The organism is Metapseudomonas phytobenefica (assembly GCF_043392685.1).
GTDB lineage: Bacteria > Pseudomonadota > Gammaproteobacteria > Pseudomonadales > Pseudomonadaceae > Metapseudomonas.
On the sequence record NZ_JBHZGM010000010.1, the window covers coordinates 53,226 to 68,056 of the forward strand.

General features: G+C 62.5%; 11 protein-coding genes and 2 pseudogenes. 4 read left to right on the forward strand and 9 right to left on the reverse strand.

Features of this window, described 5'->3' with window-relative positions:
- Positions 1-45: 45 nt before the first annotated feature.
- From msrA to ACFW0B_RS10860, 5 genes are all read right to left on the reverse strand, one after another.
- Positions 46-495 carry a peptide-methionine (S)-S-oxide reductase MsrA gene (msrA, locus tag ACFW0B_RS10840; RefSeq protein ID WP_449147928.1) on the reverse strand — a complete coding sequence of 150 codons (450 nt, stop codon included), beginning with the start codon at positions 493-495 and terminating at the stop codon, positions 46-48.
- The gene (locus ACFW0B_RS10845; RefSeq protein ID WP_449147930.1) at positions 492-1,418 is read right to left on the reverse strand and encodes a homocysteine S-methyltransferase family protein; all 927 of its coding nucleotides are present in this window, start codon (positions 1,416-1,418) and stop codon (positions 492-494) included. Before ACFW0B_RS10845 ends, msrA begins: the two co-directional genes overlap by 4 nt.
- On the reverse strand, positions 1,415-2,461 hold the full coding sequence (locus tag ACFW0B_RS10850) for an ABC transporter substrate-binding protein (protein ID WP_449147932.1): 1,047 nt from the start codon (positions 2,459-2,461) through the stop codon (positions 1,415-1,417). Before ACFW0B_RS10850 ends, ACFW0B_RS10845 begins: the two co-directional genes overlap by 4 nt.
- Positions 2,462-2,469: 8 nt before the next feature.
- On the reverse strand, positions 2,470-4,467 hold the full coding sequence (locus tag ACFW0B_RS10855) for an ATP-binding cassette domain-containing protein (protein ID WP_449147934.1): 1,998 nt from the start codon (positions 4,465-4,467) through the stop codon (positions 2,470-2,472).
- Between the two features lie 792 nt (positions 4,468-5,259).
- The gene (locus ACFW0B_RS10860; RefSeq protein WP_449147936.1) at positions 5,260-6,261 is read right to left on the reverse strand and encodes a zinc-dependent alcohol dehydrogenase family protein; all 1,002 of its coding nucleotides are present in this window, start codon (positions 6,259-6,261) and stop codon (positions 5,260-5,262) included.
- A 107-nt stretch (positions 6,262-6,368) separates the two neighbouring features.
- On the opposite strand from ACFW0B_RS10860, the gene ACFW0B_RS10865 reads away from it, so the two are divergent.
- Positions 6,369-7,247, forward strand: a complete 879-nt coding sequence (locus tag ACFW0B_RS10865; protein ID WP_449147938.1) for a LysR family transcriptional regulator — start codon at positions 6,369-6,371, stop codon at positions 7,245-7,247.
- A gap of 64 nt (positions 7,248-7,311) precedes the next feature.
- On the opposite strand, the gene ACFW0B_RS10870 is transcribed toward ACFW0B_RS10865, so the two are convergent.
- Positions 7,312-8,136: an AraC family transcriptional regulator gene (locus tag ACFW0B_RS10870; protein ID WP_449147940.1), complete on the reverse strand. Its 825-nt coding sequence runs from the start codon at positions 8,134-8,136 to the stop codon at positions 7,312-7,314.
- A 127-nt stretch (positions 8,137-8,263) separates the two neighbouring features.
- On the opposite strand from ACFW0B_RS10870, the gene ACFW0B_RS10875 reads away from it, so the two are divergent.
- Complete coding sequence (locus ACFW0B_RS10875) at positions 8,264-8,782, forward strand: carboxymuconolactone decarboxylase family protein (RefSeq protein ID WP_449148034.1); 519 nt, start codon at positions 8,264-8,266, stop codon at positions 8,780-8,782.
- A gap of 13 nt (positions 8,783-8,795) precedes the next feature.
- Positions 8,796-9,050 (forward strand): glutaredoxin 3, encoded by a 255-nt coding sequence (gene grxC, locus ACFW0B_RS10880; RefSeq protein ID WP_449147942.1) that lies wholly within the window; start codon positions 8,796-8,798, stop codon positions 9,048-9,050.
- A 67-nt stretch (positions 9,051-9,117) separates the two neighbouring features.
- Here the strand turns inward: grxC and ACFW0B_RS10885 are convergent.
- From ACFW0B_RS10885 to ACFW0B_RS10895, 3 genes and pseudogenes are all read right to left on the reverse strand, one after another.
- Positions 9,118-9,264 (reverse strand): annotated as a pseudogene (locus ACFW0B_RS10885) (integrase); the annotation flags it as partial.
- Between the two features lie 129 nt (positions 9,265-9,393).
- Positions 9,394-10,392 (reverse strand): SCO family protein, encoded by a 999-nt coding sequence (locus ACFW0B_RS10890; protein WP_449148036.1) that lies wholly within the window; start codon positions 10,390-10,392, stop codon positions 9,394-9,396.
- A 69-nt stretch (positions 10,393-10,461) separates the two neighbouring features.
- The gene (locus ACFW0B_RS10895) at positions 10,462-14,139 is read right to left on the reverse strand and encodes an Ig-like domain-containing protein (protein ID WP_449148038.1); all 3,678 of its coding nucleotides are present in this window, start codon (positions 14,137-14,139) and stop codon (positions 10,462-10,464) included.
- A 499-nt stretch (positions 14,140-14,638) separates the two neighbouring features.
- Between ACFW0B_RS10895 and ACFW0B_RS10900 the strand changes: the two are divergent.
- A pseudogene (locus ACFW0B_RS10900) lies at positions 14,639-14,788 on the forward strand (integrase); the annotation flags it as partial.
- Positions 14,789-14,831: the final 43 nt, after the last annotated feature.

Here is a 14,831-nt window from a genome sequence, read left to right on the forward strand (position 1 = left end):
CGCTGGGGCAGCGGTTCCAGCAACACTTGCCGCAGACGTGGCCAATCAGATCGAACAGGACGTGAGCCCGTTCTTCTCCAGGTAGCGCTGGTGTTCCTCCTCAGCAGGCTCGAAGCGCCCCACGGGGAGGATGACGGTGGCAATGGGCCGCGGGAAACGACCGGACTCCTCCTGACGCCTGAGCGCGTCCCGGGCGGCTGCGGCCTGCTGCGGCGAATGGGTGAAGATGACGGAGCGGTATTTCACACCTATGTGTTCGCCCTGCCGGTCCCGCGATGTCGGGTCATGCAGCCCCCAGAAGGCTTCGACCAGCGCCGGATAGGTGAGGCGCCGGGGATCGAAGTCCACCTGCACCACCTCGATCAGGGGCTCCTCGCGGCCCGCTTCGCTGGCGTAGCCGACGCGGGTGTCCTGCACGCCTTCGAGGCTGCGCAAGGTGGCTTCGGCCTGCCAGAAGCATCCGGCACCAAAGGTGGCGCGTTCCCATTCGCTCATTCCAGAGCCTCCTTGTATGCATGGGCCAGTAAATGCAGGCGCAGCTCAGCAATGTGCTCAGGGCCGATGCCGCAACACCCGCCGACTATATCCGCGCCCTGCCCCACCCAGCTCCGGGCCCAGTCCAGGTAGGCCTCGGGGCCGAGGTCTGGGCGGATATCCAACAGCGTTTCGTTCGCCTGTGCGTCTTCCCTTACCGGCGGGAAGGCATTGGCATAGACGCCCAGCTGCAGCTCGCCGCGTTCTTTGGCTAACACCGCTCGCGCTTTCTCAAGCGCCGCGCCCATGCTCTCGGGCTGGCTGCAATTGAACAGCAGTGCGCTGGCGCCGAGCTCCAGCGCCACGCGCGCGGCCTCTTCCACCGGTTCTCCGGAACGCAGCTGCGGGAGCGCTTCGCTCGCCGCATCCACCAGCGTGAATGACAGCCACAGCGGTTTGCCGTCATCGCCGATCGCCTCGCGCACGGCCCGCGCCTCGGCGATGGAACTCTGGGTCTCGGCCAGCCACAGGTCCACATGGAGCCGCAGACCGGCAATCAGTTCGCGGTGAATGGCAGTGGAACGCGCCTGGTCGAACAGGTCCGGACGATAGGAACCCAGCGCAGGCGGCAGGGAACCCGCCACCCGCACCGGCTCCCCGCCTTCTTCCGCCGCTTCGCGCGCCAGACGTCCGGCAAGGTCGGCCAACGCCGCGCCTCGGCTGGCGAAACGCTCTTCGCCAATGTGGAAAGGCACCAGTGCGTAACTGTTGGTGGTGATGACCCGCGCCCCGGAGGCAATGTACGCCTGGTGGACCCGGGTGACATACTCGGGCGCCTCCAGCAGGGCCAGTGCCGACCATTCAGGCTGGCGGAACGGTGCACCGATGCGCTTGAGCTCTCGCCCCATGCCGCCATCGAGTAACGTCAGCGACGGACGACTCATTGCGCGGCCACCTTCTCGCCGGCAGCCAGCAACCATTTGTCCACCGTGGCGCGATTCGCCTCTACCCAGGCCTTGGCAGCGGTTTCGGCCGGTTGCTTTTCTTTCTCGATCTTCAGGATCAGGTCATTCAGCGCCTGGGGTGCGATGCTCACGTTCTCCAGGAAGGCAGCAATTCGCGGCGCGCGCTTTTGCAGGCTGACCGAGGCGAGGATGTATACCTTGGCGTCCGGGTAGGCGCAGGTGATCCTGCTCTTGTTCAGCCAGTCCGCATCGACGGTCGGGCTGATGAACTTCCAGCAGCCGTCCGCCTTGTACAGCGGGTCATCCTTCTTGTTGTCCTGCGCGTAGCCATCGAATGGGGGCTCTTCCAGCCGGCGGAGGTCGTAGGCAGAGAAGATCCAGTCCGGCGTGTAGGCGTAGAAGACCACGCCGCGCTCAGACTTGTACGCAGCATCCAGCTTGGCGTAGGTGACCGCCGCTTCGGTGGAGACGGATTCGAAGTGGCCGGCAAATCCATAGTCCTTGGCCTTGATCTCGCCGATGTAGGTGGACTCCCAGCCCGCTGGCCCGACCAGCAGCTGCGCCTTGCCACCGCCCAGCGGCTCGAACAGCTTGGCGACTTCCGGCTTCTGCAGGTCGTACACCGACTTCACCCCATGCTTGTCCTGGATGTAGCCGGGAATGTAGAAGCCCTGCTCACCGACGTAGGGCTGCTTGTTGGGCACCAGCGAACGCGTGCCGCCGTTCACGTACCTGGCCCAGGCTGCGGACTGGTTGGGCAACCAGATATCGGTCAGCACGTCCACCGAGCCGTCGCCCTTGGCAGCTGCGGCGAACAGCACCGGCACGTCGCCAGCAAGGTAGGACACCTCACCGTCCAGACGTGTGCTGATGACTTCGCCAAGGATGTGCTGGATGGCGATGGCGCCCGTCCAGTTCTGTTCACCGATGACGATCCGCTCCTTGGCCTGCAGCGTGGCCGCCGGTAGCAGCGCGCTCAGGATGGCCGCGCCGGCAAGGGCGCGAGCTAAAAACTTAGCCATGAAAATTCTCACTCTTGGTTAATGATTCGATGACGTTTACGCAGGGATGCCTGGAGGATCCGGTCGGGAATCAGGGCACAGAAGACGATGGCAATACCGGCGAGCACACCTTCGCCAGCCTTGATGTTGCGCAGCGCGGTCATGACGTCGTAGCCGAGGCCGCCCGCACCGATCAGCGCCGCAACCACGACCATCGACAGGCTCATGACGATGGTCTGGTTGATACCCAGCAGGAGGGACCCCGCCGCCAGCGGCAACTCGACGCGGGTCAGGGTCTGCCAGGGCGTCGCACCATGGGCCACAGCCGCTTCCACTGCGGCCTTGGGCACTTCCTGGATGCCCAGAGCGGTAAGCCGGATCATCGGCGCCAGGGCGAAAACCACGGTGGCGATCACCGCCGGGGTCTTGCCCACGGAGAAGAACGCCACCGCCGGAATCAGGTAGACGAAGGTCGGCAGCGTCTGCATGACGTCCAGCAGCGGGGTCACCAGGCGCCGGGCCAGGGCGCGCTTGGCCAGCAGGATGCCCGTCGGAATGCCGATCAGCAGTGACAGCAATACCGATGAACCCACCAGGGCGACCGTCGACAACGTACGTTCCCAGAAACCGAACAGCCCGACGTAGGCCAGAGCCAGGGCGCTGACCAGGGCCAGAGCCAGTCCCGCCGAACGCCAGGCCACATACACCAGGGCCAGCGCCGGCACCGGCCAGGGCAACCAGCCCAGCGCCCCTTCCAGTCCTTCGATGACGCTCCGCACCACGACGATGACGCCGACGAAGGCGGCCTCGAAGGTCACCTGGGACCAGGCGATCAGCCGGTCGATGGCACCTGCGACCGCCAGCATGCTTTCCCTGTCGGCGGGGAACTGCAGCAAGGGGCCCAGCGCATCCGGCATGGCGGCGCGCCAGAAGGTCAGCGCCTGGGCGGCAAGCAGCAAGACCAGTGGCAATACCCAGGAATGCCCAGTGGCCTTGCCGGCGCGGCCCGACCGCCAGACAACGCCGGCACGGCTGGCCACCAGCAGGAAGATGCCGGCCAGCAGCGTCAGGCTGCCAGCGGACTGCAGGCCGTAGCCCAGCAGGGCGAGTGCCGCCAGTTCGAACAATGACGCCAGCCAGAACAGACCGTTGCGACCGCCGGCAGCGAAGGCTGCCGGTCCCAGCAGCAGACGCGTCACCCAGGTCGCCCCGGGGGCCTGAACAGCCGTGGAATCTGCCGCAATGTCCGCTGGCGGTGCAGGCTTCGCCAGAGCCAGCTCCGGCCGTGGACTGTCGCTGAAGAAGTCGGCGACGCCGGCATCAGCCGGATGCTCGAGTAGCTCCTTGGGCGAACCGACCTGGACCAGCCTGCCACCGCGCAGAACTGCGATGCGATCCCCCAGGCGCAGCGCCTCTGCAGGGTCATGGGTGACCAGCACGGTGGTGATGCCGCGCTCACGAACAAGCCTGAGGAAATGCGCCTGCAATTCACGGCGGATCGTCGGGTCCAGCGCACTGAACGGCTCATCCATCAGCAGAATGTCCGGCTCGGTCACCAGGGCACGGGCAAGTCCCACCCGCTGCTGCATGCCGCCAGACAATTCGTGGGGGAAGTGGTCACCCCATTCGCCCAGCCCCACAGCCTGCAGCTGGAGTTCGGCGGCCGCATGTCGGGACGCCTCCGCTTCCCCCCTCAGCTCCAACGGCAAGGCAACGTTGTCACGCACGCAACGATGGGGAAGCAAGCCGAAGTTCTGGAACACCATGCCGATGCGCCGCGAGCGCAGCTCCCGCAACGCCGGGGCGGACAGGTCGCTGATGGCCTTGCCGTCGATCAGGACTTCGCCGCTGCTGGGCTCTATCAGACGGTTGATGTGGCGCAGGAGCGTGGACTTGCCGCTGCCTGACGTGCCCATGAGGCAAAGGACTTCGCCGCGTCGAACAGCCAGGTCAATACGCTCCACCGCATTGCGCGACGTGCCCTTGCGGACGTTCTCATACACCTTGGTGACAGCCCTCAGTTCCACGGCGATTTCCGACGCCTGGACACCCACCGAGGGTCCCCCCACAAGCGAATGGGGCAATGTCTCCCCGCTTACCGCCTCATCCTGTTTTCGCACCACGTAATCGACTGCGTGCACTTGATTTCCCGAGATTCCAATAGCCCTGCCCTGCGCAGCGCTTGTTGCGTTCAATCCGGGAATTGCAGTCTTTGTGCCACCACCCTCGTGCCCGTAACTCGCGGCTTACAGGCATTCCCTGGGCCGATCCTGCTGCGTGAGCAACACCCATTGCTTGGCAAGTGTTGCTGGGCGAACAGCAGATGTACTGCCGGTAGCCCTATTGTTCGCAGGAGTTCCCCAGATCGGAAATACGCCCGATTTCTCACTGGCCAATGCTGACCTTATCGGGCACCGGCGCGAGTTGAAGGTCTAGACGAGGAGTCCTTACAGCGTAAGGAGAATATGTGCAAGGAAGTTAGAACCAGTTGGAATTAAGTACATTCCGATATTTGCTCCTGGAAAGCTCAGTACGGTAACAAGCCACCGGCGATACGAAATCACTTTTGTATCTCAACGACTTGTTCCGAATCCTGAAAAACCCTGGTCAGCACCGTAACTTCAAATTGATATCAAACGACAGTACATACACCTTCGGGAACTCCGAACAAGCCAGCGCAAATACGGCCGCTTGTGACTGCGTGGCCTGACCGGGCCTTGATGCCCTTGGCCGGTTACAGCCAGTCCCCACCGGCAGCTCGGGGTCGATTTCTGCCGGTCGTGACTGGCTATATTCTCTGGCTGAAGGAGTATCGGGGACTATTCGCTCACCAACTGGATGACCGTCTTGCCCATGCCACGGCCTTCCGCGACCTGACGGAACGCCTCGTTGACTTCATCCAGTACAAAGTGCTGCTGATCCACACGGATCGTCAGTTGCCCGGCATCTGCCAGTGCAGCCGCCTCACGCAAGATAGCCCCGTGGTGTTCGCGCCCCTTGCCTGTGAGCAACGGCGCCAGGGTGAACACGCCTGAGTAGGTGGCACTTTTGAATGACAGCGGCGCGAGGCTGTGCTGGCCCCAACCGAGGCAGCTCAGTACGTGTCCGGTGTAAGGCTTGACGGCCTTGAATGACGCATCCAGTGTGCTGCCGCCCACGGTGTCATAGACGATGTCGAAGCCTTCCCCGGCCGTGTGCTGCTCGACATAGGCCTCTACGCTCTGCGTCTGATAATCGATTGGCGTAGCGCCCAGCGAGCGAATGAAGTCGAGACTCGCTGCCGAACCGGTGGCGTAAACGTCGGCGCCGCGAGCCTTGGCCAGTTGAACAGCCACCTGACCGACACCTCCTGCGCCACCGTGAATCAGCACACGCAGGCCTGCATGGACATTGGCGCGATCGACCAGGCCTTCCCACGCGGTGATGAATACCAAGGGCAATGCGGCCGCCTCACGCATGCTCAGTGCGTGCGGCTTTGATGCGATCAGCCTGGCATCCACGGCAATGTACTCGGCCATGGTGCCCTGGGCGCCGCCGATCCCACCGGCCATGCCGAAGACCTCCTGCCCAGGAGTGAAACCCTCAACCGCCTCGCCCAGTTCGACGACCGTGCCGGCGAGATCCAGGCCGAGCACTGCCGGCAGCGCCTGGCGGGCATGAGCGCCTGCACCGGTGGCGATCTTGGTATCGAGAGGGTTGACCCCTGCGGCGTGAACCCTGACCAGGACCTGCCCTTTGGCGGGAACAGGGCGAGCGATGTGGCGTACGGCCAGCGGCGCCTGGGCAGACTCGGCGATAGCGGCAAGCATCTTGTGATTCATGATCTGGAACCTCGCTGGAGTGGACGCTTACAGGTTGCTCCGCCTTGTTCATTCCGATAAGAAACTAAATTTGCATATTACTTATTCCCCCAAGAGGCCTAATTACGATGGACCTGTTCGACAGCATGCGCATCTTCGTACGCGTCGTGGAACGCGGGTCGTTTTCTGCGGTAGCTCGAGAGCTGAACGTGGGGCAGCCTGCGGTGAGCAAGCAGGTCCGCGCGCTGGAGCAGTATCTGGGCGGGCCCGTGTTTGCCCGCAGTACCCGGCACCTGGCCCTGACCGACCAGGGGCAACGCTTCTACAGCCACTGCCAGGAAATTCTCGGCCACCTTGAAACAGCCACGCGCAGCTTTGCCAGCGGCCAGGAGCAAATCGCCGGCCCTCTGCGAGTCGCCGCACCGGTCAGCTACGGGCGGTTGTGCATAGCGCCTCTGATCGGGACTTTTTTGCAGCGCTATCCCGAAGTGCGGATTGACCTGCGGCTGAACGATCACAACGAAGACCTGCTCATGGAAAACATCGATCTGACTATCCGGATCGGGGTGGTGAAGAGCGAGGGACTGGTGGCCGTGTCCCTGGGCACCAGCACGCGGCGGGTGTATGCCGCGCCGGCCTATCTGGATCGACACGGCCTGCCACGCGGGCCGGGTGACCTGGTAGGCCACAACTGCATTGGTTTCACATTGCTGGAGCACTACGACAGTTGGCACTTCACACGCCGTGCAGAAGCACTCGATGTTGTCATCAAGGGCAACGTCACCAGCAACAGCAGTGAGGCCATTCGCGAAATGGTCCTCTGCGGCCTGGGCATTTCGCTTTCTCCGGAATGGCTATTCGCAGCAGACGTGGAGCAAGGCAGAGTGCGTAGCGTGATGGACGATTACCAGACCACGGCGCTACCGGTCAGCGCCGTGTTCAGTCGTGAACGAAGACGTTCGGCACGGACGATGGCGTTCGTCGATTTTCTCCGTGAGCACTTGTAAGTGTCTCCAGACGGGGCGCAGGCCAGCGCTTGTTGCCGCAACCGGCACAGCTGTCGGCCAGGTATCATGTTGCATTCTGCTGCAGCCATTCCTTCGGACTTGCCCCAACCTTGCGTCGAAAGGTACGCGCCAACGCAGACGGACTTTCGTAACCGACCTCATCGGCAATCAGGGCGATGGGGCGACCTTCCCGCAAGCGCTTCTGCGTCAGACTGATTCGCCAGTTCGTCAGGTAATCCGCAGGAGTAATGCCGACGATCTTGCGAAAGTGCGCAGCAAAGCTCGCGCGCGACATACCCGAGCGGTCAGCCAATTCCGCCACGGACCAGTTGTGCCGTGGTTCGTTGTGAATACCCACGAGCGCGCGGGACAGCTGAGCGTGAGCCAGCCCGGCCATCATCCCTGACGCAATACTACGGCTGACGATAAGGTGGCGAAGCAGCTGAATCACCATCAGCTCGAACAAACGATTGAGGATGACATCCCGACCACACTCGTCACTGACGGCTTCTTCAAACAGCCAGTCGAGGGTGCCATTGACGCCCTGCAATTCGTGCAGCGGCTTGATGATGAATTCCGGCAACGCCAGGGTCAGCGGATTGTTGGCTCCGCCATCGAATTGCAAGGTTGCACACACCAACTCCGCTTCATCCGCTTCAGTCGCCAGCAACTGATGTTCCTGCGGGCGCGCTGCCAGTATCAGGCTGGGTTCCGTCAGTTCAATGAGCTGGCCGCGCTTGTCTTTGAAGGCCAGGCGGCCCGAACGCAGCAGATGTGCGTGGCCATAGCTGTGCTGCCCATGCAGGTGGGTTGTGCCGCAAAACCCACCCTGGTGAAACGTGGAGGCATGCAGGTTGAAGTGCTTGATCAGTGTGGATAGTCGGTCCATGTCGCGCTCACATTTGGACGATCTGTTGCATAAGTTCGACGATCTGAATCCGAAAGAAAAACCTGTCTCCCTAGTATTGATCCCAAGCTTGTTCATCAAGCGGTTATCAACCTACCGGAGAATCACCATGACTCGTATCGCTGCTCTCTCGCTGGACCAGGCCCCTGTCGGCTCGCGCGCTGCCCTTGAAGGCATTCAGAAAGGTATCGGATTCATACCCAACGCATTCAAGACCCTGGCCCACTCTCCCGCTGCACTGAATGGTTACCTGGGCCTTGCTCAAGCACTGGGTAAAAGCTCACTGAGCGCCGCTGAACGTGAAGTCGTTGCCCTCGCGGCTTCGGAAATCAACGGTTGTGATTACTGCCTGGCCGCGCACGCTTTCTTTGGCGCCAAGGCGGGTTTGAGCGACGAGGATATCAGTCAGGCACGTACCGGCTCGCTCAGCGCCGTCGCCGCCCTGGCGCGTCAGATCACCGAAAGCCGCGGCCAGTTGGGTGACGACCAGATTGCCGCAGCGCGTGAAGCCGGTATTACCGATAGCAAGATCGTGGAGGTGGTGGCACAGGTCACGCTGTTAACCCTGACCAACTACCTGAACAACATCGCCACTACCGATATCGACTTCCCACCGTCGGCACACTAGGAGGGTAACCGCCATGACCCAAGTGACTATCTACACCACCGCGCACTGCCCTTACTGCGTGAGCGCCAAGCGGCTGCTATCGAGCAAGGGGGTCATCCCTTACGAAATCAACGTTGAAGAATCACCCCGACATCTAGCGGAAATGATGCAGCGGTCCCAGCGCAGAACCGTTCCGCAGATCTTTGTTGGTGATGTTCATATCGGCGGTTTTGATGATCTGGCAAGCCTCGTTGACAAGGGCCGCCTCGATACATTGCTTCACGCCTGAGATGCAAGAGTGCTTTGGAGCGAGCTCCGCTCCGGAGCACTCATTGCCTCGTCTCAGTGCCAGGTGAGTCGAATGGAGCAAGATCCCGGGCTCTGTCCGCAATCTGGAGTCTTGCCCGGATGGCCCAAATGTCTCTGAGCCAGAGCGGTGCTTTCTGTCCGGCTGGCTTTCCCTTGTTCCACGGTTGATGGCCGTAGGTGGTAGTGGTGGCCATGGCTTGTCCTCCATGTGAGGAAGGACAAGGGTGGGCCAGCCATAGCGCCGCTCGCCAACCGGCCAGGAGCGGACGTTGAATAGCTGTTCACCGTCGGCCCGGCCATTCATCGTTTCGCCTGCATTGCGATCATTGGCGGCTAACCGCCATGGGGCCCTGCAGGCGTGCGGTTTCCTCTTCCATGTAGTCGATCAGGGCACTGACCTCGGCATCGCCCAGACGCAGATTGGGCATCGGCAGGCGGTTGTACTGCTCGAACAGCAGCATGGCCAGCGGGTCTTTCTCCGCCAGCATCTGGTCAGGCTCCTTCAGCCAGCGGCTCAGCCAGGCGACATCGCGTTGCCGGGTCACGCCCAGCAGGTTGGGGCCGATGCCCCGTTGCCCGCCTGGCTCGGTTTTGCCCAAGGCGTGGCAGGATGAGCAGCGGGTGCGATAGATCTGCTCGCCGGTACTGGGCGCGCGGAGTTCGGGTGCATGGGCGTAGTCATGGGTCATGGCGCTGGCCTGCTTCCAGTTGTGCAGGCTGTTGCCCAGGCGATCGGCAAGGATGTAGGGGCTTTCGAAGGGAGAGGCTTTCATCCAGCGGCCAGTGGTCTGGTTGCCGATGATCAGGCTGAGGTTGTGATCCTTGGAGCGGCCGTTTTCCAAACCTTCGATGTAGAGGCCCAGGCTGCGACGCAGCAGTTCGATGTCGTCGGGGTCTCCGGTGAGCAACTCCCAACCGGGGCCGATACCGAATTTTTCGGCGTAGCTCTTCAGCGTGGCGGGGGTGTCGTTGTAGGGGTCGATGCTGATCGAATAGAAGTAAATGTCCTTGCCGACACGGTCGCCGAGGATTTTCTGCACTTGGCGCAAGCGCGCGGTTTCCACCGGGCAGGAATCGCCACAGCCGGTGAAGATGAAGTTGATGGCAACGACCTTGTCCTTGATCAGGTCGTCGAAGAAACGGACCTTCTTGCCGTCCTGGGTGACCAGCGGAACGTTGGGGAAATAGTTGGCGCCCCAGGGGCTCGCCGTGTCATCAGCCCCAGCCTGCTCGGTCGCAGCCTGCCGGAGCTGGATGGGCCAGAACGACAGGCTGCCGACGATCAACGACAGCACGAGCAGAACACGCCATGACCTGGACATCATGTAGCCCTCGCTGATTGGTTGGTGTCGCCCACGAAGGGCCGCAGCGGCCCTTCGTGTCATGCGCACTCACTTGCTGGTAATCGGCACCGTCACGCTCTGGCCCAGCAACGAGGTCACGGTCGCTGTCGCCGGGCTGGCCGGACCACTACCGGTGGTGGTCGCCGACAGATGCCAGCGGGCGGTGCCGGCGCTGGTCAGCGTCGATAGCGTGGCCGTCCCCAGGGACAGCGGGCCGTTGGAGGTCGCCACCGTCACGCTGATGCTGTTACCGCTGGACACCGTGGTGGTACCGACCAGATCCCAGGTGTAGCGATTGCCGCTACGCGCAGTCACCGTAGCGCTGGTGACCTGGATCTGGTCCAGCGCCACTGCCGGGCTCACCGCGATGTCGACCGTCGCAGGGGCGAGCGATTCGGCGCCCTTGGCGTCACGTGCCGTGTAGTTGAAGCTGGCGACGAACGCGGCCGGGACACTGGCCGGCGGGTTGTAGATGATCATGTTGCCGTCGGTACTGACGGTGCCGTGACCAGTGGCCGGCTGGGTGAGGCCGGTTATGGTCAGCGGCATGTTGCCATCCGGGTCGGTGTCGTTGGCCAGCACGTTGAGGGTGATCGGCTGGCCGGCTACGGTCGTGGCACTGTCGTTGACGGCGACCGGCGGCTGGTTGGCCGGGGGCTCCTCGTCGACCGGGCTCACCGCGATGTTGACCGTCGCAGGGGCGAGCGAGTCGGCGCCCTTGGCGTCACGTGCCGTGTAGTTGAAGCTGGCGACGAACGCGGCCGGGACACTGGCCGGCGGGTTGTAGACGATCATGTTGCCGTCGGTACTGACCGAGCCGTGGCCGGAGTCCGGCTGGGTGAGGCCGGTTATGGTCAGCGGCATGTTGCCATCCGGGTCGATGTCGTTGGCCAGCACGTTGAGGGTGATCGACTGGCCGGCCATGGTCGCGGCGCTGTCATCGGCCGCCACTGGCGGCTGGTTCGTCGGGTCATCGTCGTCGTTGTTCTGGCCTTGCGTACGGAAGGTCGGCAGACCCACCGAAGCCACGTATTCCACGCCATCCCAACCCGGCAGCGGGGTCGGCATCACCTGGAACTGGCCCGGATGCTCCAGGTCCCAGCGCAGCAGCATCGAGGTGTCCTCATGCTGGGTGTTGTGGCAGTGCTCCATATAGGTTCCGGCGAACTCGCGGAAGCGGATAGCCACTTCCACCTCTTGCGAACTGTCCTCTTCCGGGCCGATGCGGAACACGTCCTTGCGTGCCCATTTCTCCCATTCCGGCGGAGCCTTGCCATCGCGGCTGAGCACCACGCCTTCCTCGAAGTGCACGTGCACCGGGTGGCTCCAGCCGTTGCCGCCGTTCTCCAGCTTCCACACTTCCAGGGTGCCGTCGCCGCTGAAGCCTGCATCGGTAGCCTGGCTGGACAACTGCACCGCCGCCGTAATGCGCCGCGGGTCCATGCTGTAACCGAATCCGCCATCGGTCTTGATGGTCCAGGGCGAGGTGTCGGTACCGTCGGAACGGCCGAAGAGGAACTCGCGGTGACGCGCTTCGCGCAATTTGGCCTTGTCGGCGGCCGAGTCACGATCGATCGGCAGCGGAATCATCTTCAGTCCCGCCGGCTTGCCCGGTTTGGCCGGCTCGTAGGCGACCGGGTCCATGCTCAGGTCCTCGCCGCTGTAAGGGTGGACCACCAGTTGCAGGAACTTGCCGACCACCGGGTCGCCGTCGTCCCACTCGGGTCCCTTGCTGGTCTGCTTGATCACCGCCTTGTATTCCTCGGACAGCACGTCAGCCAGCGGGATGGATTCCTCCGGCCCCTTGCCGGACTTGTGCTCCATCAGGTTCACGAAATACAGCTTGTCGCCGACGCTGATCCCGTGTTTGGCGAAGTTGATGATGATGTCGTAGCGCTCGGCGATGGCCTGCACCGGCAGGATGCCTTTGTGTTCCTGCTGGTTGCCGTTGCCATCGAGGTCCATGCTGCCGTCGAACGGCACGGCATGTTCCATGATGTTGCCGTCGTTGGCGATCATGTGGAACGGCACCCGCTCATACGACACGTTGGAGCCCGGCGGACCTCTGAACTCGCCGCCATTGCCGGCAACTTCACGCACCACGGCGATTTTGAAATAGCGCGATATCGAGCCGTTCAGCAGGCGGAAACGGTAGCTGCGCGCGCGGACCTTGAGTGTGGGCTGGTATTGCCAGTTGACCAGGATCTGGTCACCGAGGAAGCCGTCGGTATTGAACGGGTTGAACCACAGCTGGCCGTTGGCATCCCAGGCCTTGTCGGCTATCACCAGGTTGACGTCGTAGTCGCGGTTGCCCCAGGGCAATGCCGAACCACTGGGGAAGCGCAGGTTGACGCCGTCGTCGAACGCCTCGTTGCCGCGATCTATGGCGCTGTAGTAGTTCATCATCACGGCGTTGCCCTTGTAGACGTTCGGCGCCGTGAAATCCAGCATGTGGTCGTGGAACCAGTGGGTACTCATGGTTTCCCGCCAGTCGCCGCGGATCTTGATGCTGCCGTTCTCGCAGGTTTTCAGCCCTGGCGAAGCGTCGTTGACGAACAGGGTTTCGCCCGGCGAGCAGGGAAAGGCGGCGCGCGGGTCTTCGGCGCGGGTGTTGATGGTGTCGTAGCCGGCCAGTTGCATCGGCCAGCGATAGTCGTAGTACTGGCCGGGGAAGAAATAGGCATTGGTATAGCCATCGCTTTCCGCCGGGTTGTGGCCGTTGTGCTCGTGGGTCGATAGGGTATGCAGGCCGAATCCGCCGTTGGCCGCGGGGTCGATCGGCAGCGCGTTGTAGTGGCGCATCAGGAGCGGCTGGCCATGGCGCGCCATCAACAGCTTGGGCGGGAGAGTGCCGTCGAAGGTCCACAGCGACTTGTGGTTCTGCACCGGCATGTTTGGATGGAAGCGGACGTCGATGCCCTTGGTGGTGCCCAGCGTGGTCGGAATGTCGGAGGTCTGGTGGTACAGCCCCCCCGGAGCGAACTCGCCGACCGCATAGTTGTGCAGCTGCTTGCGGTCACGCAGGCCCCAGTTGATACGCGCACCGACCTGGGCGGTCTTGAATACCGCCTGCGGGTAGAACTCGTTCCAGCGCTGATGCGACCAGCCTTTTCCCGGCGGCCGACCTTCTGCCGGGGAGCCGACCGGGTGGCGGTTGAGGAACATCTCGATCTGCGCCTTCCACGGGTTGCGGTCCAGCACGTTGGAATACTGGGTCGGAAAGGGGTGCAGCCCCGGTTGCCTGAGGAAGGCTTCCAGGTCGCTTCCGGCCGGGCTGCTGCGGGCCACGGAATTGGGGTCCTGTGATGGTGCCGGCCCCAGGCTGGGAAGCGGGAAGCTCAGCTCCGGCGGCGGCAGCGTTGGATCTGGCCGCTCCATGCCGAACTCCTCGAACAGCAGCAACTGCTGGGTAAACGGTTGTGCGCCGAAAAGCGGGCTGGGCTTGCCGTTGGTGGGATACCTGGCCGACGTCTGCAGAGCTGGTGGCAGCACGTTTTCGGCATTGGGGGTGGTGCGGTCGCCCCATCCGCCGTTGGGAAGCTCCAGCGCACCCTCGTTGGCGTGCGGCAGGGTAAAGAGATCGAGCAGGGCCTGGGTCGGATTGGCCGGTTGGTCGGTGAAGGCGGATGGATCAGTCGGCGGCGGCGGGCTGTTGTCGTCGAGAGGGACTGCCTGAACCGAGAGCACCCCCAGGCTGAATAATGTAGTGATGGCGGCGGACGGCATGAAAGCATGCCAGGGATTGATCAGGAGAGGTTTTTTCATGTGCCTTGACCTCGATCCAGCTATACGGCTTGGCGCCACTAATGGCGATTTGCCCGACAGATGAGGCTTCAGCAAAGGTCGTACCAGAAATAATTTCTTTGTTATTCAAGATACTGAATTGCGTGTCATGCATAACTTCATACTTGCCTCCTGGTCCCTGGATCATGGCTAGTTGCTATTGGTGAATAGCTGGCTCGCGGCCGCTGCGCCATACCGAATGTGGAAATGGAAAAGGGACAATCCACGCATTCACCCCTGGCTAATGTGTCAAAAAATGGGGGACATCCCCACCTGTGGGTGGGTGAAAACCTCTGAAGTTGGGTCTGTCGCATTGGCTTCCCTGGTGAGCTGATAGTCAGCGATTCGATCGCATTGGGCAGGACTTCCGAGCATGTCCCGCGACGTGCTCATGGGGGGTTAGCGGCTCATGGATCAAGCTCGCGGGCAGGCACGAAGGCAGGTGCACCTCTATAAGCGAGCGGGTAAGGACGGGCAGAAGATCGCCGGACATGCCAGCGAAGATATGACGCGCAACTACCAGAAAGACTACTCGGAAGTGATCTGGTCCGAGGTGGAAGCTGACCTGGATATTGCGGAAATTGCGGGCTGAGTTTTGCGCGCATTTTGCGCAAGTTTTGCGCACGCCTCAGAAA

Excerpts from the sequence above, each read along its gene's own strand:
- msrA (WP_449147928.1), bottom strand. The coding sequence starts at position 495 with ATGAGCGAATGGGAACGCGCCACCTTTGGTGCCGGATGCTTCTGGCAG.
- ACFW0B_RS10845 (WP_449147930.1), bottom strand. The coding sequence starts at position 1,418 with ATGAGTCGTCCGTCGCTGACGTTACTCGATGGCGGCATGGGGCGAGAG.
- ACFW0B_RS10850 (WP_449147932.1), bottom strand. The coding sequence starts at position 2,461 with ATGGCTAAGTTTTTAGCTCGCGCCCTTGCCGGCGCGGCCATCCTGAGC.
- ACFW0B_RS10860 (WP_449147936.1), bottom strand. The coding sequence starts at position 6,261 with ATGAATCACAAGATGCTTGCCGCTATCGCCGAGTCTGCCCAGGCGCCG.
- ACFW0B_RS10865 (WP_449147938.1), top strand. The coding sequence starts at position 6,369 with ATGGACCTGTTCGACAGCATGCGCATCTTCGTACGCGTCGTGGAACGC.
- ACFW0B_RS10870 (WP_449147940.1), bottom strand. The coding sequence starts at position 8,136 with ATGGACCGACTATCCACACTGATCAAGCACTTCAACCTGCATGCCTCC.
- ACFW0B_RS10875 (WP_449148034.1), top strand. The coding sequence starts at position 8,264 with ATGACTCGTATCGCTGCTCTCTCGCTGGACCAGGCCCCTGTCGGCTCG.
- grxC (WP_449147942.1), top strand. The coding sequence starts at position 8,796 with ATGACCCAAGTGACTATCTACACCACCGCGCACTGCCCTTACTGCGTG.
- ACFW0B_RS10890 (WP_449148036.1), bottom strand. The coding sequence starts at position 10,392 with ATGTCCAGGTCATGGCGTGTTCTGCTCGTGCTGTCGTTGATCGTCGGC.
- ACFW0B_RS10895 (WP_449148038.1), bottom strand. The coding sequence starts at position 14,139 with ATGCCGTCCGCCGCCATCACTACATTATTCAGCCTGGGGGTGCTCTCG.